Origin of the sequence: Enterobacter sp. BNK-14, assembly GCF_047456095.1 — a bacterium.
In the GTDB taxonomy this organism is placed as follows: Bacteria; Pseudomonadota; Gammaproteobacteria; order Enterobacterales; family Enterobacteriaceae; genus Enterobacter; species Enterobacter kobei.
On sequence record NZ_CP179897.1, the window covers coordinates 2785438 to 2805588 of the forward strand.

General features: G+C 53.0%; 19 protein-coding genes. 18 read left to right on the forward strand and 1 reads right to left on the reverse strand.

Translation table 11 applies throughout. The features are described from left to right. Positions 1-92 precede the first annotated feature (92 nt). Positions 93-1589: an ATPase RavA gene (ravA, locus tag ACMGGM_RS13275; protein ID WP_045269671.1), complete on the forward strand. Its 1497-nt coding sequence runs from the start codon at positions 93-95 to the stop codon at positions 1587-1589. Beyond that, a complete protein-coding gene (gene viaA / locus ACMGGM_RS13280) occupies positions 1583-3034 on the forward strand; it encodes an ATPase RavA stimulator ViaA (RefSeq protein WP_023331651.1) in 1452 nt (483 codons plus the stop codon). Before ravA ends, viaA begins: the two co-directional genes overlap by 7 nt. Here viaA and asnA read toward each other — a convergent pair whose 3' ends face one another. After that, the gene (gene asnA / locus ACMGGM_RS13285) at positions 3035-4027 is read right to left on the reverse strand and encodes an aspartate--ammonia ligase (protein ID WP_023331652.1); all 993 of its coding nucleotides are present in this window, start codon (positions 4025-4027) and stop codon (positions 3035-3037) included. Between the two features lie 151 nt (positions 4028-4178). Between asnA and asnC the strand changes: the two genes are divergently transcribed. The 16 genes from asnC (at position 4179) to ACMGGM_RS13365 (ending at position 20090) form a co-directional block, all read left to right on the forward strand. Next, positions 4179-4637, forward strand: coding sequence for a transcriptional regulator AsnC (gene asnC, locus ACMGGM_RS13290; protein WP_014881879.1), 459 nt, complete (start codon positions 4179-4181; stop codon positions 4635-4637). Positions 4638-4727: 90 nt separating this feature from the next. Continuing rightward, positions 4728-5177, forward strand: a complete 450-nt coding sequence (mioC, locus tag ACMGGM_RS13295; protein ID WP_045134507.1) for an FMN-binding protein MioC — start codon at positions 4728-4730, stop codon at positions 5175-5177. 374 nt (positions 5178-5551) lie between these two features. Beyond that, entirely contained in the window at positions 5552-7441 is a 1890-nt protein-coding gene (mnmG, locus tag ACMGGM_RS13300; protein WP_008500196.1) for a tRNA uridine-5-carboxymethylaminomethyl(34) synthesis enzyme MnmG, read from the forward strand. Between the two features lie 107 nt (positions 7442-7548). Next, complete coding sequence (gene rsmG, locus ACMGGM_RS13305; protein ID WP_014881881.1) at positions 7549-8175, forward strand: 16S rRNA (guanine(527)-N(7))-methyltransferase RsmG; 627 nt, start codon at positions 7549-7551, stop codon at positions 8173-8175. A gap of 616 nt (positions 8176-8791) precedes the next feature. After that, positions 8792-9172 carry a F0F1 ATP synthase subunit I gene (gene atpI / locus ACMGGM_RS13310; RefSeq protein WP_008500194.1) on the forward strand — a complete coding sequence of 127 codons (381 nt, stop codon included), beginning with the start codon at positions 8792-8794 and terminating at the stop codon, positions 9170-9172. Between the two features lie 8 nt (positions 9173-9180). Next, complete coding sequence (gene atpB, locus ACMGGM_RS13315) at positions 9181-9996, forward strand: F0F1 ATP synthase subunit A (protein ID WP_014881883.1); 816 nt, start codon at positions 9181-9183, stop codon at positions 9994-9996. A 49-nt stretch (positions 9997-10045) separates the two neighbouring features. Continuing rightward, complete coding sequence (atpE, locus tag ACMGGM_RS13320; protein WP_000429386.1) at positions 10046-10285, forward strand: F0F1 ATP synthase subunit C; 240 nt, start codon at positions 10046-10048, stop codon at positions 10283-10285. A gap of 48 nt (positions 10286-10333) precedes the next feature. After that, a complete protein-coding gene (atpF, locus tag ACMGGM_RS13325; RefSeq protein WP_003862370.1) occupies positions 10334-10804 on the forward strand; it encodes a F0F1 ATP synthase subunit B in 471 nt (156 codons plus the stop codon). Positions 10805-10818: 14 nt separating this feature from the next. Beyond that, on the forward strand, positions 10819-11352 hold the full coding sequence (gene atpH / locus ACMGGM_RS13330) for a F0F1 ATP synthase subunit delta (RefSeq protein WP_008500192.1): 534 nt from the start codon (positions 10819-10821) through the stop codon (positions 11350-11352). A 12-nt stretch (positions 11353-11364) separates the two neighbouring features. Next, positions 11365-12906 (forward strand): F0F1 ATP synthase subunit alpha, encoded by a 1542-nt coding sequence (gene atpA, locus ACMGGM_RS13335; protein WP_003862367.1) that lies wholly within the window; start codon positions 11365-11367, stop codon positions 12904-12906. A gap of 51 nt (positions 12907-12957) precedes the next feature. After that, complete coding sequence (gene atpG / locus ACMGGM_RS13340) at positions 12958-13821, forward strand: F0F1 ATP synthase subunit gamma (protein WP_014881884.1); 864 nt, start codon at positions 12958-12960, stop codon at positions 13819-13821. 31 nt (positions 13822-13852) lie between these two features. Next, positions 13853-15235 carry a F0F1 ATP synthase subunit beta gene (gene atpD, locus ACMGGM_RS13345; RefSeq protein WP_003862362.1) on the forward strand — a complete coding sequence of 461 codons (1383 nt, stop codon included), beginning with the start codon at positions 13853-13855 and terminating at the stop codon, positions 15233-15235. A 20-nt stretch (positions 15236-15255) separates the two neighbouring features. After that, a complete protein-coding gene (locus ACMGGM_RS13350) occupies positions 15256-15675 on the forward strand; it encodes a F0F1 ATP synthase subunit epsilon (RefSeq protein ID WP_006177560.1) in 420 nt (139 codons plus the stop codon). Positions 15676-15813: 138 nt separating this feature from the next. Continuing rightward, complete coding sequence (gene glmU / locus ACMGGM_RS13355; RefSeq protein WP_045134506.1) at positions 15814-17184, forward strand: bifunctional UDP-N-acetylglucosamine diphosphorylase/glucosamine-1-phosphate N-acetyltransferase GlmU; 1371 nt, start codon at positions 15814-15816, stop codon at positions 17182-17184. Between the two features lie 224 nt (positions 17185-17408). After that, a complete protein-coding gene (gene glmS / locus ACMGGM_RS13360) occupies positions 17409-19238 on the forward strand; it encodes a glutamine--fructose-6-phosphate transaminase (isomerizing) (RefSeq protein ID WP_045134505.1) in 1830 nt (609 codons plus the stop codon). 330 nt (positions 19239-19568) lie between these two features. After that, complete coding sequence (locus ACMGGM_RS13365) at positions 19569-20090, forward strand: fimbrial protein (RefSeq protein ID WP_063943998.1); 522 nt, start codon at positions 19569-19571, stop codon at positions 20088-20090. Positions 20091-20151: the final 61 nt, after the last annotated feature.

Genomic DNA, 20151 nt, shown 5'->3' on the forward strand with positions numbered 1-20151 from the left:
TGCGCCGCACTTCAGCCTATTACCAGCTCTGACTGAAACGTCTATACTCGCTTCAATTGGCCGCCACGACGGCGAAAGGATGCAAAACTATTATGGCTCACTCACATTTATTAGCAGAAAGAATTTCCCGCCTCAGCAGTGCGCTAGAGAAAGGCCTTTTCGAGCGTAGCCACGCCATTCGCCTTTGCTTACTGGCAGCGTTGAGCGGTGAAAGCGTGTTTCTGCTGGGTCCGCCGGGCATTGCCAAAAGCCTGATCGCACGCCGCCTGAAGTTCGCTTTTCAGAATGCTCGCGCCTTTGAATATCTCATGACGCGCTTTTCCACCCCCGAAGAGGTTTTCGGTCCGCTCTCTATTCAGGCCCTCAAAGACGAGGGGCGTTATGAGCGTCTGACGGCGGGTTATCTTCCGGAAGCAGAAATTGTCTTTCTCGATGAGATCTGGAAAGCAGGCCCGGCAATTCTGAACACCCTGCTCACGGCGATTAACGAACGCCGGTTTCGCAACGGGGCCAGCGAAGAGAAAATCCCCATGCGTCTGCTGGTGGCCGCGTCAAACGAACTGCCCGAAGCCGACAGCAGCCTGGAAGCGCTGTATGACCGTATGCTGATCCGCCTGTGGCTCGATAAAGTCCAGGACAAGTCAAACTTCCGCTCTATGCTGGTCAGCCAGCAGGATGAGAACGAAAACCCGGTGGCGGCTTCTTTGCAGGTGACGGACGAGGAGTATCACCAGTGGCAGGAAGATATCGGCAAAATTAAACTGCCCGATGCCGTTTTTGAACTGATCTTCATGCTGCGCCAGCAGCTTGATTTACTTCCTTCCGCACCGTATGTCTCGGACCGTCGCTGGAAAAAGGCGATTCGTCTGCTCCAGGCGAGCGCCCTGTTCAGCGGTCGTGATGCCGTCGCGCCCATCGATCTGATCCTGCTGAAAGACTGCCTCTGGCACGACGCAGAAGGCATGAACCTGATGCAGCAGCAGCTGGACGTATTGATGACCGGACACGCATGGGGGCAGCAGGCGATGCTCAACCAGCTGGGGGCGATTACTCAACGCCGCATCCAGCTCCAACAGCAGCAAAGTGATAAAACGGCGCTGAAAGTCAATCGTCTGGGCGGTATGTTCGCCCGCAAACCGCATTACGAACTCCCCGCCGATCTGACCGGTACGACGCTAACGCTGCTGCTCCAGCAGCCGCTCAAACTGCATGATATGCAGGTGGTACACATTACGGTTGAGCGCGAGGCGCTGTCTCAGTGGCTCGACAAAGGCGGTGAGATCCGCGGAAAACTCAACGGCATCGGTTTCGCGCAGCCGCTCACGATGGAAGTAGACAGCAGCCAGCACCTGGTAATCCGCGACGTCAGCCTGCAGGGCTCGCGTCTTGCGCTTCCTGGCACCGCTTCTGACAGCGTGCCGGAAGAGATCAAACAGCAGTTGGACGCCCTGGATACCGAATGGCACCAGCAGCACACCCGCTTTAGCGAGCAGCAAAAATGCCTCTTTATTCATAGCGACTGGTTAGGTCGCATCGAAGCCAGCCTGCAGGATGTCAGCGCGCAGATCAAACAGGCGCGTCAATGCTAACGCTGGACACGCTCAACGTGATGCTGGCGGTCAGCGAGGAAGGGTTGATCGAGGAGGTGGTGATTACCCTTCTGGCGTCGCCACAGCTGGCGGCGTTTTTTGAAAAATTCCCGAAGCTCAAAAAGGCGATGACCGACGATCTTCCGCGCTGGCGAGATAATCTGCGACAGCGATTCAAAGAGACTGAAGTTCCGCCGGAACTGACGGAGGAAGTCGCGGCCTATCAACAGTGTCAACGGCTCTCCACGACGCAGTTTATCGTCCAGCTCCCACAAACCCTGGCAGTACTCGATAACGTCCACTCTCCGTTTGCCAGCCAGGCCCGGGCGCTGGTCACGGATAACGCCACCTTTACCCCCGCACTGCATACTCTCTTTTTACAACGCTGGCGCCTCAGTCTGGTGGTTCAGGCCACAACGTTAAACCAGCAGTTGCTGGATGAAGAACGTGAACAGCTGCTCAGTGAAGTTCAGGAACGCATGACCTTAAGCGGTCAGCTTGAGCAGGTGCTGGTGGAAAATGAAAACGCCGCAGGACGTCTCTGGGACATGAGTGCCGGTCAGCTCAAACGCGGAGATTACCAGTTGATCGTCAAATACGGCGATTTTCTGGCGCAGCAGCCGGAATTGATGAAGCTTGCTGAACAGCTGGGGCGCTCAAGGGAGGCAAAATCAGTTCCAAAGAAGGATGCCCCGATGGAAACCTTCCGCACCCTGGTGCGTGAACCGGCAACCGTGCCAGAACAGGTCGACGGGCTCCAGCAGAGCGATGACATTCTGCGCCTGCTGCCCACCGAACTGAGCACGCTGGGAATGACCGAGCTGGAGTATGAGTTCTACCGTCGGCTGGTGGAAAAACAGCTTCTTACCTACCGGCTGCACGGCGAAGCGTGGCGCGAGAAACTTAGCCAGCGTCCGGTCGTCCATCAGGATTTTGATGAACAGCCGCGCGGGCCGTTTATTGTTTGTGTGGATACGTCCGGTTCGATGGGCGGATTTAACGAACAGTGTGCAAAAGCGTTTTGCCTGGCACTGATGCGCGTGGCGCTCGCCGACCGCCGTCGCTGCTTCATCATGCTCTTCTCCAGCGAAGTCGTGGGTTATGAGCTGACGAACCAGCAGGGAATAGAGCAGGCAATCCGTTTTTTAAGCCAGCGTTTTCGCGGGGGCACTGACCTGGCCAGCTGCTTTCGCAGCATCGTTGAGCGGATGCAGGGGGGTGACTGGTACGACGCCGATGCGGTCGTCATTTCCGATTTTATCGCCCAGCGACTGCCGGATGATGTGGTTAATAAAGTGAAGGAGTTACAGCGGGTACATCAGCACCGTTTTCACGCCGTCGCGATGTCCGCTCATGGAAAACCCGGCATCATGCGCATCTTCGATCATATCTGGCGCTTTGATACCGGGTTGCGTAGCCGTCTGCTCAGACGCTGGCAGCGTTAATTAAAGAAGAGATCCCACGCTGTCACGCACCTGCTGCGGCCAGACGCCACACTGTACCTGACCAATATGCGGCAGTTGCAGCAGCAGCATGGTCAGACGGGACTGGCCGATCCCTCCCCCGATGGTCTGCGGCATTTCGCCGCGCAGCAACGCCTGGTGCCACTCTAATTTGAGACGATCTTCGTCACCGGTCACCGCCAGCTGGCGTTTCAGCGCGTCGGCATCCACGCGGATCCCCATAGAGGAGAGCTCAAATGCATCTTCCAGTACCGGGTTCCAGACCAGGATATCGCCGTTCAGCCCGGCATAGTCGTGCTCGCCCGCGGTGCTCCAGTCATCATAATCCGGCGCACGGACGTCGTGGCGTTTGCCATCAGAGAGTTTGCCGCCAATGCCGATCAGGAATACTGCACCCAACTCTTTCGCGATCGCACGTTCACGGCCTTTGGCATCAAGATCCGGGAAACGGCTCAACAGTGCCTGGCTATGAACAAAGTGGATCGTGTCCGGCAGGAACGGTGCCAGACCAAACTCTTTGCTCACGGCCGCTTCAGTCGCTTTGATCCCGGCGTAGATCGCCTCAACGGTGGATTTCAGCGTGCCGAGGTGACGCTCGCCATCACCCATCACGCGCTCCCAGTCCCACTGGTCAACGTAAACAGAGTGAATAGGTGAGAGGCGGTCTTCATCGGGGCGAAGGGCTTTCATGTGCGTGTAAAGCCCTTCGCCCGCGCTGAAGTCGTGTTGTCCCAGGGTTTGACGCTTCCACTTCGCCAGGGAATGAACCACTTCGAACTGGGCATCTGGCAGTGTTTTCACTTTCACCTGTACCGCTTTTTCGCATCCAGACAAGTTATCCTGCGTCCCGTCGCCCACCCGGCTCAGAATTGGTGCCTGAACCTCAATCAGCCCAAGCTTCTCTTCCAGCTGGCGGGAAAAATGGGATTTAACGAAACTGATCTGGCGTTGTTTTGCGATGTAAGCGGTTTTCATTATTTATACTCCTGCGTCCTGTTGGTAATGATTAAGCAACAGAACCGGCACTTAATTCAATAACTCAACAACAAAAAGCCGACTTCACTTTTGAATCGATAAAATATGACGCTAGAATAGAAAGAATCATCAATCTTCATAAGAAAAAGCTATGGAAAATTATCAGATCGACAATCTCGACCGCGGCATCCTCGAGGCGTTAATGGCCAATGCCCGTACCGCCTACGCCGAACTGGCGAAACAGTTTGGTGTCAGCCCGGGAACCATTCACGTTCGCGTAGAGAAAATGAAGCAGGCGGGGATCATTACCGGCGCGCGCATTGACGTCAGCCCGAAGCAGCTGGGTTACGACGTCTGCTGCTTTATCGGCATCATTCTTAAAAGCGCAAAAGACTATCCTTCCGCCCTGGCCAGGCTCAATGCGCTGGATGAGGTCACCGAGGCGTACTACACCACGGGGCACTACAGCATCTTTATAAAAGTGATGTGCCGATCCATCGATGCCCTCCAGCAGGTACTTATCAACAAGATCCAAACAATTGATGAAATTCAGTCCACCGAGACACTGATCTCCCTGCAAAACCCGATCATGCGTACCATCCGCCCATGATCGGGCAAATTCATTCCCACATTTTCCACAGGTAGATCCCAGCTCGTTCACAGCGTACAATATCTCCCTCTTTATCTGAGCGAGCGATCAATGGCGGACATTACCCTTATCAGCGGCAGCACCCTCGGTGGTGCGGAATATGTAGCGGAACATTTGGCTGAGAAGCTGGAAGATGCGGGCTTTTCAACACAAACCCTGCACGGACCGCTGCTTGAAGATCTCCCGACTGACGGGGTCTGGCTGCTGATCACCTCCACGCATGGCGCGGGCGATCTGCCGGATAACCTGCAACCTTTATATGACGAACTGCAGGAACAGCAGCCTGACCTCTCAAAGGTCCGTTTTGGCGCTGTGGGGATCGGCAGTCGTGAATATGACACCTTTTGCGGGGCAATAGAGAAAGTCGAAGCTGTTATCACCTCTTGCGGAGCAAAACAGCTGGGTGAAACACTCAAGATCAACATCCTCGATCATGATATTCCGGAGGATCCGGCCGAGATCTGGTTGGGTGAATGGAAAAATTTACTCAAAAACGATTAAAGATCGCGCGATCAGATGTGGATAACTCTGGTTAAAAGCTCGTATTAACCCGTAGTTATCCAAAGAACAACTGTTGTATCGTTTTTAGCCTGTGTATAAAGTCGCGATCTGATCCCAGCTTATACGGTCCAGGATCACCGATCATTCACAGCAAACGATCCTTCCTAACTGCATGATCTTATTTGCCGGATCGGACTTATCCACACAAGTACGCGATCCTAATAAGAGATCACAATAGAACAGATCTCTAAATAAAAAGATCTTCTTTTTAATAGCCCAGGATCCCAATGCTTTCTCGAAAGACTAAAGTTGAGTAGAATCCACGGCCCGGGCTTCAATCCATTTTCATACCGCTTTACGCGAGGCAGACCACCATGTTTTATCAGGATCCTTTTGACGTCATCATCATTGGCGGGGGTCACGCAGGCACTGAGGCCGCAATGGCCGCAGCGCGTATGGGTCAACAGACCCTGCTTTTGACACACAATATCGACACGCTGGGACAAATGTCCTGTAATCCGGCGATTGGCGGCATTGGGAAAGGACACCTGGTAAAAGAAGTGGATGCGCTTGGCGGCCTGATGGCGAAAGCGATCGATCATGCAGGCATCCAGTTTAGGATACTAAACGCGAGTAAAGGGCCGGCAGTGCGTGCCACTCGTGCACAGGCAGACCGCGTGCTTTATCGTCAGGCCGTACGTACCGCGCTGGAGAATCAGCCAAACCTGATGATCTTCCAGCAGGCGGTAGAAGATCTTATCGTTGAGAACGATCGCGTCGTGGGTGCTGTGACCCAGATGGGCCTTAAATTCCGCGCCAAAGCGGTGGTACTGACCGTCGGCACCTTCCTGGACGGGAAAATTCATATTGGTCTGGATAACTACAGCGGTGGCCGTGCAGGCGATCCGCCATCCATTCCGCTCTCTCGTCGTCTGCGTGAACTGCCACTGCGCGTAAGCCGCCTGAAGACTGGCACACCGCCGCGTATTGACGCGCGCACCATTGATTTCAGCGTGCTTGCGCAACAGCACGGTGATAACCCGATGCCGGTCTTCTCGTTCATGGGCAATGCGGCGCAACATCCGCAGCAGGTACCGTGCTACATCACGCATACCAACGAAAAAACCCATGACGTGATCCGCAATAACCTCGATCGCAGCCCAATGTACGCCGGTGTGATCGAAGGGATCGGTCCGCGTTACTGCCCGTCGATCGAAGACAAAGTGATGCGCTTTGCCGATCGTAACCAGCACCAGATCTTCCTGGAGCCGGAAGGGCTAACCTCAAACGAAATTTATCCGAACGGTATCTCCACCAGCCTGCCGTTCGATGTGCAGATGCAGATTGTTCGCTCAATGCAGGGCATGGAGAATGCGAAAATCGTTCGCCCTGGCTACGCTATTGAGTACGATTTCTTCGACCCGCGTGACCTGAAGCCAACCCTGGAGAGCAAATTCATCCACGGTCTGTTCTTCGCGGGCCAGATTAACGGCACCACCGGTTACGAAGAAGCGGCTGCACAGGGTCTGCTGGCCGGTCTGAACGCTGCCCGTTTCTCTGCCGAAAAAGAGGGCTGGGCCCCGGCGCGTTCTCAGGCCTATCTGGGCGTACTGGTTGACGATCTCTGCACCCTGGGCACTAAAGAACCGTACCGTATGTTTACCTCTCGTGCGGAATATCGCCTGATGCTGCGCGAAGATAACGCCGACCTGCGTCTGACTGAAATGGGCCGCGAGCTGGGTCTGGTCGATGACGAACGCTGGGCACGCTTTAACGAGAAGCTGGAGCGCATTGAACAGGAACGTCAGCGTCTGAAAACCACGTGGGTTAATCCACAGGCGGAAACCGCTGCCGAAGTGAACGCTCACTTAACTGCGCCGCTCTCACGTGAAGCCAGCGGTGAAGATCTGCTGCGTCGTCCGGAAGTGACCTATGAGAATCTGGTGAAACTCACCGCGTTCGCCCCGGGTCTTGAAGATGCCGAAGCCGCTGAACAGGTCGAAATTCAGGTGAAGTACGAAGGCTATATCGCGCGCCAACAGGATGAGATTGAAAAACAGCAGCGTAACGAAAACACGTTGCTGCCGGAAATGCTGGACTACCGTCAGGTGACGGGGCTTTCCAACGAAGTGATCGCTAAGCTGAACGATCATAAACCGGTATCCATCGGCCAGGCATCACGTATCTCTGGCGTTACGCCCGCCGCGATTTCGATTCTGCTGGTGTGGTTGAAGAAACAGGGTATGCTGCGCCGCAGCGCGTAATGCCCAGAACATTGCCCGGTGGCGATGCGCTTACCGGGCCTACTGAACCCGTAGGGCGGGTAAGCGAAGCGCCACCCGCCACCTAAGTTTTCCAACAGGTATTCACCGTGCTCAACAAACTCTCTCGTCTGCTGGATCAGGCAGGTATTTCGCTCACCGATCACCAGAAAAACCAGCTGGTGGCCTATGTCGATATGCTGAACAAATGGAACAAAGCGTACAACCTGACGTCGGTACGCGACCCCAACGAGATGCTGGTACGCCATATTCTCGATAGCATCGTTGTTGCACCGTATCTGAAGGGTGAGCGTTTTATCGACGTTGGCACGGGGCCCGGTCTGCCAGGGGTTCCGCTGTCGATTGTCCGGCCGGAAAGTCATTTCACGCTGCTGGACAGCCTCGGTAAGCGCGTGCGCTTTTTACGACAGGTTCAGCATGAGCTGAAGCTTGAGAACATCACGCCCGTTCAAAGCAGGGTAGAGGCGTTTCCGGCAGAACCGCCGTTTGACGGTGTTATCAGCCGCGCCTTTGCTTCACTCAATGACATGGTGAGCTGGTGTAAACATTTGCCCGCAGAAGAGAAAGGGCGTTTCTATGCGCTGAAAGGGCAACTGCCGGGTGATGAAATTGAACAGCTTCCGGACGGTTTTGCCGTTGAATCCATCGAGAAATTAAACATTCCTCAGCTCGACGGTGAACGTCATCTGGTGATAATTAAGCCAAACAATTTTTAAAAAATTAATAAAAAATGTGGAATTTGTGCTGTTCTGGTGATGTTAAAAAACAGCACAACTCACATGGATTTACCCGTTAGCATTTAACCTCTTTTTTACCATGGTTTTTCTTATGGTTAACGTTGCGCCTATTATTCACCGTGAAGATAGTCAACTATGAAAATATCAGTCTGCTAAAAGTGGATGACTGTAATCAGAGTGTGATGTTAATTATTTATTAAGAATGTCAATAAAAGGTTTTTATTGTGTACGGGGCTGTTTTGAAAATAGTTGCGATATTTTATCTTTGATTTCAGAAAGATACTCCTGTGCGATTTACGGCTTTGATAAATACAACCTTATCGCAAATGTGTGTTTTGTGATCTCGTGCACGCTTTGTAGTCAACGTTTTCGCGCTGTTTGCAGTTTTGCTCGAAGGTCGATGCTTTCAGCGAAAGTTGAAAAATAGCGGTGGGGAAAAATATTTAAACATTTATTCACCTTTTCGCTACTTAATGTTTGAAATCACGGGTACGCACCGTATAATTTGTCCGCTTTTTGATGCTTGACTCTGAGCCTTAAAGGACGTTTTATACGACACGCGGCATACCTCGAAGGGAGCAGGAGTAAAAACGTGATGTCTGTGTCGCTCTTGAGTAGAAACGTTGCTCGTAAGCTTCTGTTCATTCAGTTTCTGGCTGTGATAGCAAGTGGACTGCTGTTTAGCCTCAAAGACCCCTTCTGGGGCATCTCCGCCGTGTGCGGGGGTTTGGCAGTTGTGCTGCCAAACGTGTTATTTATGATTTTTGCCTGGCGTCATCAGGCGCATACACCCGCCAAAGGCCGCGTGGCCTGGTCCTTCGCTCTTGGCGAAGTGTGTAAGGTGTTGCTGACCTTTGCTCTACTGGTGATGGCGCTGGCGGTTTTGAAAGTGGTCTTCATGCCGCTGATAGCAACGTGGGTTTTGGTGCTGGTGGTACAAGTTCTGGCTCCAGCTGTAATCAATAACAAAGGGTAAAAGGCATCATGGCTTCAGAAAATATGACGCCGCAGGATTACATAGGTCACCATCTGAATAACCTTCAGCTGGACCTGCGTACATTCTCGCTGGTGGATCCGCATAACCCCCCGGCCACCTTCTGGACGATCAACATCGACTCCATGTTCTTCTCGGTGGTATTGGGTCTTCTGTTCCTGGCCATGTTCCGCAGCGTTGCTAAAAAGGCGACCAGCGGTGTTCCAGGGAAATTCCAGACATTCGTTGAAATGATCATCGGCTTCGTCCATGGCAGCGTGAAAGACATGTACCATGGTAAGAGCAAGCTGATTGCTCCGCTGGCCTTGACCGTGTTCGTTTGGGTCTTCCTGATGAACCTGATGGACCTGCTGCCAATTGACCTGCTGCCGTTCATCGGCGAGCACATCTTCGGCCTGCCTGCGCTGCGTGTTGTACCGTCTGCGGACGTGAACATCACTCTGTCGATGGCGCTGGGCGTGTTTATCCTGATTCTTTTCTACAGCATCAAAATGAAAGGCGTAAGCGGCTTTGTGAAAGAGCTTACCTTGCAGCCGTTCAACCACTGGGCGTTTATTCCGGTCAACCTGATCCTGGAAGGCGTTAGCCTGCTGTCCAAACCTGTTTCACTGGGTCTGCGACTGTTCGGCAACATGTATGCGGGTGAGCTGATTTTCATTCTGATCGCGGGTCTTCTGCCGTGGTGGTCACAGTGGATTCTGAATGTGCCATGGGCCATTTTCCACATCCTGATCATTACGCTGCAAGCCTTTATCTTCATGGTTCTGACGATCGTCTATCTGTCGATGGCGTCTGAAGAGCACTGATTTTTTACCAACACTACTACGTTTTAATTGAAACAAACTGGAGACTGTCATGGAAAACCTGAATATGGATCTGCTGTACATGGCTGCCGCTGTGATGATGGGTCTGGCGGCTATCGGTGCTGCGATCGGTATCGGCATCCTCGGGGGCAAATTCCTGGAAGGCGCAGCGCGTCAACCTGATCTGATTCCTCTGCTGCGTACTCAGTTCTTTATCGTTATGGGTCTGGTGGATGCTATCCCAATGATCGCTGTAGGTCTGGGTCTGTACGTGATGTTTGCTGTCGCGTAGTAGTTGTTTTAAAACCCCAAGCCACAGAAATTTAAGAGGTATTGTGCTGTGAACATGAACGCAACAATCCTCGGCCAGGCCATCGCGTTTATTCTCTTTGTCTGGTTCTGCATGAAGTATGTATGGCCGCCTTTAATGGCTGCCATCGAAAAACGTCAGAAAGAAATTGCTGACGGTCTGGCTTCTGCAGAACGCGCTAAGAAAGATTTGGACCTTGCACAGGCCAACGCGACAGACCAGCTGAAAAAAGCGAAAGCGGAAGCTCAGGTCATCATCGAACAGGCTAACAAACGCCGTTCGCAGATCCTGGACGAAGCCAAAGCTGAAGCAGAACAGGAACGTACTAAGATCGTGACACAGGCTCAGGCTGAAATTGAAGCTGAGCGTAAACGTGCTCGTGAAGAACTGCGTAAGCAGGTTGCGATTCTGGCTGTTGCTGGCGCCGAGAAGATCATCGAACGTTCCGTGGATGAAGCTGCTAACAGCGACATCGTGGACAAACTTGTCGCTGAACTGTAAGGAGGGAGGGGCTGATGTCTGAATTTGTTACGGTAGCTCGCCCCTACGCCAAAGCAGCTTTTGACTTTGCTATCGAACACCAAAATGTCGATCGCTGGCAGAATATGCTGGCGTTTGCCGCTGAGGTGACGAAAAACGAACAAATGGCCGAGTTGCTTTCCGGTGCGTTAGCGCCTGAAACTCTCGCCGCGTCGTTTATCGCCGTGTGCGGAGAGCAACTGGATGCCAACGGCCAGAACCTGATTAAGGTGATGGCAGAAAATGGTCGTCTCCGTGTGCTCCCGGATGTTCTCGAGCAGTTTGAGCACTTACGTGCCCTTAGTGAAGCAACAGCTGAAGTCGAAGTGACTTCAGCGACTGAACTGAGTGATGAACAGCTTGCGAAAATCACCGCCGCGATGGAAAAACGTCTGTCACGCAAAGTTAAGCTGAATTGCAAAATCGATAAGTCTGTAATGGCAGGCGTAATCATCCGCTCGGGTGATATGGTCATTGATGGCAGCGTACGCGGCCGTCTTGAACGCCTTGCAGACGTCTTGCAGTCTTAAGGGGACTGGAGCATGCAACTGAATTCCACCGAAATCAGCGAACTGATCAAGCAGCGCATTGCTCAGTTCAATGTTGTGAGCGAAGCTCACAATGAAGGTACTATTGTTTCTGTAAGTGACGGTGTTATCCGCATCCACGGCCTGGCCGATTGTATGCAGGGTGAGATGATTTCCCTGCCGGGTAACCGTTACGCTATCGCACTGAACCTGGAGCGCGACTCCGTAGGTGCGGTTGTGATGGGTCCATACGCTGACCTCGCCGAAGGCATGAAGGTTAAGTGTACTGGCCGTATTCTGGAAGTGCCGGTTGGCCGTGGCCTGCTGGGCCGCGTTGTTAACACCCTGGGTGCGCCAATCGACGGTAAAGGTCCGGTTGAGCACGATGGCTTCTCTCCAATCGAAGTTATCGCACCAGGCGTTATCGATCGTCAGTCCGTCGATCAGCCTGTTCAGACAGGCTATAAGTCTGTTGACGCCATGATCCCAATCGGTCGTGGTCAGCGTGAACTGATCATCGGTGACCGTCAGACCGGTAAAACCGCGATGGCAATCGACGCCATCATCAACCAGCGTGACTCCGGCATCAAATGTGTGTACGTGGCTATCGGCCAGAAAGCGTCCACCATTTCTAACGTGGTTCGTAAACTGGAAGAGCACGGCGCGCTGTCTAACACCATCGTGGTTGTGGCTACCGCTTCTGAATCTGCTGCACTGCAATACCTGGCGCCATACGCGGGTTGCGCAATGGGCGAATACTTCCGTGACCGCGGTGAAGATGCACTGATCGTATACGATGACCTGTCTAAACAGGCTGTTGCTTATCGTCAGGTTTCCCTGCTGCTCCGTCGTCCACCAGGACGTGAAGCATTCCCGGGCGACGTATTCTACCTCCACTCTCGTCTGCTGGAGCGTGCTTCCCGCGTTAACGCGGAATACGTCGAGAATTTCACCAAAGGTGAAGTGAAGGGTAAAACGGGCTCTCTGACCGCACTGCCGATCATTGAAACCCAGGCGGGTGACGTTTCTGCGTTCGTTCCGACCAACGTAATCTCCATTACCGATGGTCAGATCTTCCTGGAAACCAACCTGTTTAACTCCGGTATTCGTCCGGCGGTTAACCCGGGTATCTCCGTATCCCGTGTTGGTGGTGCTGCTCAGACCAAGATCATCAAGAAACTGTCCGGTGGTATCCGTACCGCGCTGGCACAGTATCGTGAACTGGCTGCGTTCTCTCAGTTCGCATCCGATCTGGACGAAGCAACCCGTAAACAGCTGAGCCACGGTCAGAAAGTGACCGAGCTGCTGAAGCAGAAACAGTACGCACCAATGTCTGTTGCTCAGCAGGGCCTGGTACTGTTCGCGGCTGAACGCGGTTACCTCGAAGATGTGGAACTGGCGAAAATCGGTAGCTTCGAAGCCGCTCTGCTGGCTTACGTCGACCGTGATCACGCTCCGCTGATGCAAGAGATCAACCAGACCGGTGGCTATAACGACGAAATCGAAGGCAAGCTGAAAGCTATCCTCGATTCCTTCAAAGCAACCCAATCCTGGTAATCGTCCGGCGGCTTGTCTCAGGACAAGCCGCCTGGCATTGAGGAGAAGCTCATGGCCGGCGCAAAAGAGATACGTAGTAAGATCGCAAGCGTCCAGAACACGCAAAAGATCACTAAAGCGATGGAGATGGTCGCCGCTTCCAAAATGCGTAAATCGCAGGATCGCATGGCGGCCAGCCGTCCTTATGCAGAGACCATGCGCAAAGTGATTGGTCACCTTGCAAACGGTAATCTGGAATACAAGCACCCTTACCTGGAAGAGCGCGACGTTAAGCGCGTGGGCTACCTGGTGGTGTCGACTGACCGTGGTCTGTGTGGCGGCTTGAACATTAACCTGTTCAAAAAACTGCTGGCGGATATGAAAGGCTGGTCCGATAAAGGCGTTCAGTGCGATCTGGCACTGATTGGCTCTAAAGGCGTCTCTTTCTTTAACTCCGTTGGTGGCAACATTGTCGCTCAGGTGACCGGTATGGGTGATAACCCGTCCCTGTCCGAACTGATCGGCCCGGTTAAAGTGATGTTGCAGGCCTATGATGAAGGCCGTCTGGACAGACTGTACGTTGTCAGCAACAAATTTATTAACACCATGTCTCAGGTGCCAACGATCACTCAGATGCTGCCTTTACCGGCATCAGAAGATGACGAGTTGAAGCAGAAAGCCTGGGATTACCTGTATGAACCCGATCCGAAACCGCTGCTGGATACCCTGCTGCGTCGTTACGTTGAATCTCAGGTTTATCAGGGCGTTGTAGAAAACCTGGCCAGCGAGCAGGCCGCACGAATGGTGGCGATGAAAGCCGCGACCGATAATGGCGGCAGCCTGATTAAAGAGCTGCAGTTGGTTTACAACAAAGCTCGTCAGGCCAGCATTACTCAGGAACTCACCGAGATTGTCTCGGGGGCCGCCGCGGTTTAACCAGGTTTACGAATTACGTAGAGGATTCAAGATGGCTACTGGAAAGATTGTCCAGGTAATCGGCGCCGTGGTGGACGTCGAGTTCCCTCAGGACGCCGTACCACGCGTGTACGACGCGCTTGAGGTACAGAATGGTAACGAGAGCCTGGTGCTGGAAGTTCAGCAGCAGCTCGGCGGCGGTATCGTGCGTACCATCGCGATGGGTTCTTCCGACGGTCTGCGTCGTGGTCTGGAAGTGAAAGACCTTGAGCACCCGATCGAAGTGCCTGTAGGTAAAGCAACACTGGGTCGTATCATGAACGTATTGGGTCAGCCAATCGACATGAAAGGCGACATCGGTGAAGAAGAGCGTTGGGCTATCCACCGCGCGGCACCTTCCTACGAAGAGCTGTCAAGCTCTCAGGAACTGCTGGAAACCGGCATCAAAGTTATCGACCTGATGTGTCCGTTTGCGAAGGGCGGTAAAGTGGGTCTGTTCGGTGGTGCGGGTGTAGGTAAAACCGTAAACATGATGGAGCTGATCCGTAACATCGCGATCGAGCACTCCGGTTACTCTGTATTTGCGGGCGTAGGTGAACGTACTCGTGAGGGTAACGACTTCTACCACGAAATGACCGACTCCAACGTTCTGGACAAAGTATCCCTGGTTTACGGCCAGATGAACGAGCCACCAGGAAACCGTCTGCGCGTTGCGCTGACTGGTCTGACGATGGCTGAGAAGTTCCGTGACGAAGGCCGTGACGTTCTGCTGTTCGTTGATAACATCTATCGTTACACCCTGGCCGGTACTGAAGTATCTGCACTGCTGGGTCGTATGCCTTCAGCGGTAGGTTATCAGCCTACGCTGGCGGAAGAGATGGGTGTTCTTCAGGAACGTATCACCTCTACCAAAACCGGTTCTATCACCTCCGTTCAGGCGGTATACGTACCTGCGGATGACTTGACTGACCCATCACCAGCCACCACCTTTGCGCACTTAGATGCAACCGTGGTACTGAGCCGTCAGATCGCGTCTCTGGGTATCTACCCGGCCGTTGACCCGCTGGACTCCACCAGCCGTCAGCTGGATCCACTGGTTGTGGGTCAGGAACACTACGACACCGCGCGTGGCGTACAGTCCCTGCTGCAGCGTTACCAGGAACTGAAAGACATCATCGCCATCCTGGGTATGGATGAGCTGTCTGAAGAAGACAAACTGGTGGTAGCACGTGCGCGTAAGATCCAGCGCTTCCTGTCCCAGCCGTTCTTCGTTGCGGAAGTATTCACCGGTTCTCCGGGTAAATACGTTTCCCTGAAAGACACCATCCGTGGCTTTAAAGGCATCATGGAAGGCGAATACGATCACCTGCCAGAGCAGGCGTTCTACATGGTTGGTTCCATCGAAGAAGCAGTGGAAAAAGCCAAAAAACTTTAACGCCTTAATCGGAGGGTGATATGGCAATGACTTACCACCTGGATGTCGTCAGCGCAGAGCAACAAATGTTCTCTGGTCTGGTCGAGAAAATCCAGGTAACGGGTAGTGAAGGTGAACTGGGTATTTTCCCGGGTCACGCACCGCTGCTCACCGCCATTAAGCCTGGTATGATCCGCATCGTTAAACAGTTCGGTCATGAAGAGTTTATCTATCTGTCCGGCGGCATTCTTGAAGTGCAGCCAGGCAGTGTGACCGTTCTGGCCGATACCGCTATTCGTGGCCAGGATCTCGACGAAGCACGAGCCCTGGAATCGAAGCGTAAGGCTGAAGAGCACATTAGCAGCTCTCATGGTGACGTGGATTACGCTCAGGCGTCTGCGGAGCTGGCCAAAGCGATCGCGAAACTGCGCGTTATCGAGTTGACCAAAAAAGCGATGTAACACCGGCTTGAAAAGCTCAAAAGCCAGTCTGTATACCAGGCTGGCTTTTTTTTTGTGCCTTAATTCATGATGAAAAAGATGTAGAATTTTAAGCATCAAACGTTTTTACTTCTCACTTAAATTACCGTCAGGATGCGTATGTCAAACAGTGCGATGAGCGTGGTGATCCTTGCCGCTGGCAAAGGTACCCGCATGTATTCCGATCTGCCTAAAGTGCTTCACCGTCTGGCAGGAAAGCCAATGGTGCAGCATGTCATTGATGCAGCGAATGAACTGGGGGCCCGCCAGGTCCATCTGGTTTATGGACACGGTGGCGATCTGCTTAAAAAGGCGCTGAGCGATGACGCGCTCAACTGGGTGCTCCAGGCTGAACAACTGGGTACTGGCCATGCAATGCAGCAGGCCGCCCCTTTCTTTGCCGATGACGAAGACATCCTGATGCTCTACGGAGACGTCCCGCTGATCTCCGTCGAGACGCTGACTCGCCTGCGTGCAGCCAAACCGCAGGGCGGCATCGGTTTATTAACCGTCGTGCTGGACGACCCAACAGGCTATGGCCGTATCACGCGTGAGAACGGCCACGTAACGGGTATCGTTGAACACAAAGACGCCAGCGATGAACAGCGTCAGATTCAGGAGATCAACACCGGTATCCTGATTGCCAATGGCGCAGATATGAAGCGCTGGCTGTCGAAGCTCAATAACAACAACGCGCAGGGTGAGTACTACATCACCGATATCATTGCGATGGCGTACCACGAAGGGCGTGAAATTGCCGCCGTTCATCCGGCGCGCATCAGTGAAACGGACGGCGTGAATAACCGTCTGCAGCTTTCTCGTCTCGAGCGCATTTATCAGTCTGAGCAGGCCGAAAAGCTGCTGCTGGCCGGCGTAATGCTGCGCGATCCAGCGCGTTTCGATCTGCGCGGGACCTTGTCGCACGGGCGAGATGTTGAGATTGATACTAACGTTATCCTTGAAGGCAACGTTCAGCTTGGCAACCGCGTCAAAATTGGCGCCGGCTGTGTGATCAAAAACAGCGTCATCGGTGACGACTGCGAAATTAGCCCGTACAGCGTGGTTGAAGATGCTCATCTGGACGCGGCGTGTACTATCGGTCCGTTTGCGCGTCTGCGTCCAGGTGCTGAGCTGCTGGAAGGCGCTCACGTAGGCAACTTCGTGGAAATGAAAAAAGCGCGTCTGGGGAAAGGCTCGAAAGCCGGTCATCTGACCTATCTGGGTGACGCAGAAATTGGCGACAACGTGAATATTGGTGCAGGAACCATTACCTGTAACTATGACGGTGCCAACAAGTTCAAAACCATTATCGGCGACGACGTGTTTGTGGGTTCTGACACGCAGCTGGTGGCGCCTGTCACCGTAGGTAACGGCGTGACCATTGCCGCCGGGACGACCGTGACGCGTGACGTGGCGGATAACGAGTTAGTGTTAAGCCGCGTGCCGCAGGTGCACAAGCAGGGCTGGAAACGCCCGGTGAAGAAGAAGTAACAACAAGGCGGGTGGCGCTACGCTTACCCGCCCTACCATTGAGTTTGCCTGATAAGGCGTAGCCGTCATCAGGCAAATCCGGGTGAGGAGATAAATATATATCTCCCCCCACAAGCAGTACCCATAACTATAACCCCACTCTCTACAAGGCTCGGGGTGCCCGGAAAGGGCAAATACAGGTCAGCGACAACGCAGGCATCATGCCTAAATTCGGAATCTAAAATATGTGTGGAATTGTTGGCGCAGTTGCGCAGCGTGATATTGCTGAAATCCTTCTCGAAGGTTTACGTCGTCTGGAATACCGTGGTTATGACTCTGCCGGTCTGGCTGTCGTAGATGCAGAAGGTCATATGACCCGTCTGCGCCGCCTGGGTAAAGTGCAGATGCTGGCCCAGGCTGCGGAAGAACATCCGCTGCACGGCGGGACGGGTATTGCGCACACCCGCTGGGCGACGCACGGTGAACCATCCGAAGGTAACGCCCACCCGCATGTGTCTGAACACATCGTGGTCGTCCATAACGGCATTATCGAAAACCACGAACCCCTGCGAGAAGAACTGAAAGCGCGCGGTTATACCTTTGTCTCAGAAACCGACACCGAAGTGATTGCTCACCTGGTGCACTGGGAGCTGGCACAGGGCGGCACGCTCCGTGAAGCGGTACTGCGCGCTATTCCTCAGCTGCGCGGTGCGTACGGTACGGTAATCATGGATTCCCGCGACTCGTCCACGCTGCTGGCCGCGCGTTCCGGTAGCCCAATGGTTATCGGTCTGGGGATGGGGGAAAACTTCATCGCCTCCGATCAGCTGGCACTTCTGCCAGTGACCCGCCGCTTTATCTTCCTGGAAGAGGGAGATATCGCGGAAGTGACTCGCCGCAGCGTGACCGTCTTCGATACCAAAGGCGAGCAGGTTAAGCGTCAGGAGATCGAATCGAATCTGCAGTACGATGCGGGCGATAAAGGTGCGTACCGTCATTACATGCAGAAAGAGATTTACGAGCAGCCAAACGCGATCAAAAACACCCTAACCGGGCGCATTAGCCACGGCGAGGTGGATCTGAGCGAACTGGGTGCCAATGCCAATGAACTGCTCGGCAAGGTTGAGCATATTCAGATCGTCGCCTGTGGCACCTCCTACAACTCCGGTATGGTCTCTCGCTACTGGTTTGAATCCCTGGCGGGTGTGCCGTGCGACGTGGAAATCGCGTCTGAATTCCGCTATCGCAAATCCGCTGTGCGTCGCAACAGCCTGATGATCACCTTGTCTCAGTCCGGTGAAACGGCAGATACCCTGGCAGCGCTGCGTCTTTCTAAAGAGCTGGGTTACCTGGGCTCTCTGGCCATCTGTAACGTTCCAGGTTCTTCACTGGTGCGCGAGTCCGATCTGGCGTTGATGACCAAAGCGGGCACCGAAATTGGCGTCGCCTCTACTAAAGCGTTTACCACTCAGTTGACGGTTCTGCTGATGCTGGTGGCGAAGCTGGCGCGCCTGAAAGGTGAAGATGCTTCCGTTGAGCACGACATCGTTCACGGGCTGCAGGCGCTGCCGAGCCGTATTGAGCAGATGCTGTCTCAGGACAAACGTATTGAAGCGCTGGCGGAAGATTTCTCTGACAAACATCACGCCCTGTTCCTGGGCCGTGGCGATCAGTATCCGATCGCGCTGGAAGGCGCGCTGAAGCTGAAAGAGATCTCCTACATTCACGCTGAAGCTTATGCGGCAGGCGAGCTGAAACACGGCCCTCTGGCGCTGATTGATGCGGATATGCCGGTCATCGTTGTTGCACCAAACAACGAACTGCTGGAAAAACTGAAATCCAACATCGAAGAAGTGCGCGCTCGCGGCGGTGTCCTGTACGTCTTCGCTGATAAAGATGCCGGTTTTGCCAGCAGCGACAATATGCACATCATCGAAATGCCGCATGTCGAAGAGGTGATTGCACCGATCTTCTACACTGTTCCGCTGCAGCTGTTGGCTTATCACGTGGCGCTGATCAAAGGCACTGACGTTGACCAGCCGCGTAACCTGGCGAAATCGGTCACGGTTGAATAATTTTATATATTGAAGTGAAATAGCCCCATAAATCTATGATTGTGGGGCTATTTTTTGATCGGTAAATATAAATTTACTCTGAAAATATAATTCTGGAATAATAGAGATATATAAATCCTGGTAGAATTAATCCTGTTTTTTTAAATATAATATTATATTAAGACCTCATTTCATCCTGAACTATTCCATATTCGGCAGGCGAGAATAATAGAATAATATTTCTTCTTGTTATTTTTTATTTTAAAGAGTTTAATGCTCTTCGCTTGTATGCCCTGAAGTATTTATCAGGGAAATAGTATTTTGCAATGTATAATTCAGGATGGTGTTGTAATGAAAGGAAATACGTTAAAGAGCATTGTTGTGCTTTCCTCTTTATTTTTCGGTGCGCAGACACATGCGGCCAATGGCAATGGTACTGTCCATTTCACGGGCGAAATTATCGATAGTACCTGTGAGGTGTCTACCGGTACTAAAGACCAGACCGTTGATTTAGGCAAAGTGAATAAATCAACGTTTACCGGCGTGGGGTCAATGGCGTCGGTTCAGGCATTCCAGATCGATCTGCTGAACTGCCCGGATACCTACAAAAAAGCCAGCGCCCGTTTTGACGGCACCGAAGACGGTGACGGGTACCTGAAGCTGTCTTCTGGCGGGGCGAGTGGCGTTGCGATTGCAATTTATAACCGCGCCGATAACAGTCTGCTTAAGCTTTACAATCAGTCTACGCCTGCCACTATTTCCTCCGGCAAGGCGTCGTTACCATTTATGGCTCGCTATATCGCCATGTCTGCAACCGTAACGGCGGGCACTGCCAATGCGGATTCGGAATTTACGATTACATACAGTAATTAATTCCTTCAATCTCTTTCTGTAAAAAAATAATCAGGCCTGGTGAGGTTGGGTTTGTTGCGCC

Coding starts and splice junctions, on each gene's coding strand:
- ravA (WP_045269671.1), top strand. CDS start 93: ATGGCTCACTCACATTTATTAGCAGAAAGAATTTCCCGCCTCAGCAGT.
- viaA (WP_023331651.1), top strand. CDS start 1,583: ATGCTAACGCTGGACACGCTCAACGTGATGCTGGCGGTCAGCGAGGAA.
- asnA (WP_023331652.1), bottom strand. CDS start 4,027: ATGAAAACCGCTTACATCGCAAAACAACGCCAGATCAGTTTCGTTAAA.
- asnC (WP_014881879.1), top strand. CDS start 4,179: ATGGAAAATTATCAGATCGACAATCTCGACCGCGGCATCCTCGAGGCG.
- mioC (WP_045134507.1), top strand. CDS start 4,728: ATGGCGGACATTACCCTTATCAGCGGCAGCACCCTCGGTGGTGCGGAA.
- mnmG (WP_008500196.1), top strand. CDS start 5,552: ATGTTTTATCAGGATCCTTTTGACGTCATCATCATTGGCGGGGGTCAC.
- atpI (WP_008500194.1), top strand. CDS start 8,792: ATGTCTGTGTCGCTCTTGAGTAGAAACGTTGCTCGTAAGCTTCTGTTC.
- atpB (WP_014881883.1), top strand. CDS start 9,181: ATGGCTTCAGAAAATATGACGCCGCAGGATTACATAGGTCACCATCTG.
- atpE (WP_000429386.1), top strand. CDS start 10,046: ATGGAAAACCTGAATATGGATCTGCTGTACATGGCTGCCGCTGTGATG.
- atpH (WP_008500192.1), top strand. CDS start 10,819: ATGTCTGAATTTGTTACGGTAGCTCGCCCCTACGCCAAAGCAGCTTTT.
- atpA (WP_003862367.1), top strand. CDS start 11,365: ATGCAACTGAATTCCACCGAAATCAGCGAACTGATCAAGCAGCGCATT.
- atpG (WP_014881884.1), top strand. CDS start 12,958: ATGGCCGGCGCAAAAGAGATACGTAGTAAGATCGCAAGCGTCCAGAAC.
- atpD (WP_003862362.1), top strand. CDS start 13,853: ATGGCTACTGGAAAGATTGTCCAGGTAATCGGCGCCGTGGTGGACGTC.
- ACMGGM_RS13350 (WP_006177560.1), top strand. CDS start 15,256: ATGGCAATGACTTACCACCTGGATGTCGTCAGCGCAGAGCAACAAATG.
- glmU (WP_045134506.1), top strand. CDS start 15,814: ATGTCAAACAGTGCGATGAGCGTGGTGATCCTTGCCGCTGGCAAAGGT.
- glmS (WP_045134505.1), top strand. CDS start 17,409: ATGTGTGGAATTGTTGGCGCAGTTGCGCAGCGTGATATTGCTGAAATC.
- ACMGGM_RS13365 (WP_063943998.1), top strand. CDS start 19,569: ATGAAAGGAAATACGTTAAAGAGCATTGTTGTGCTTTCCTCTTTATTT.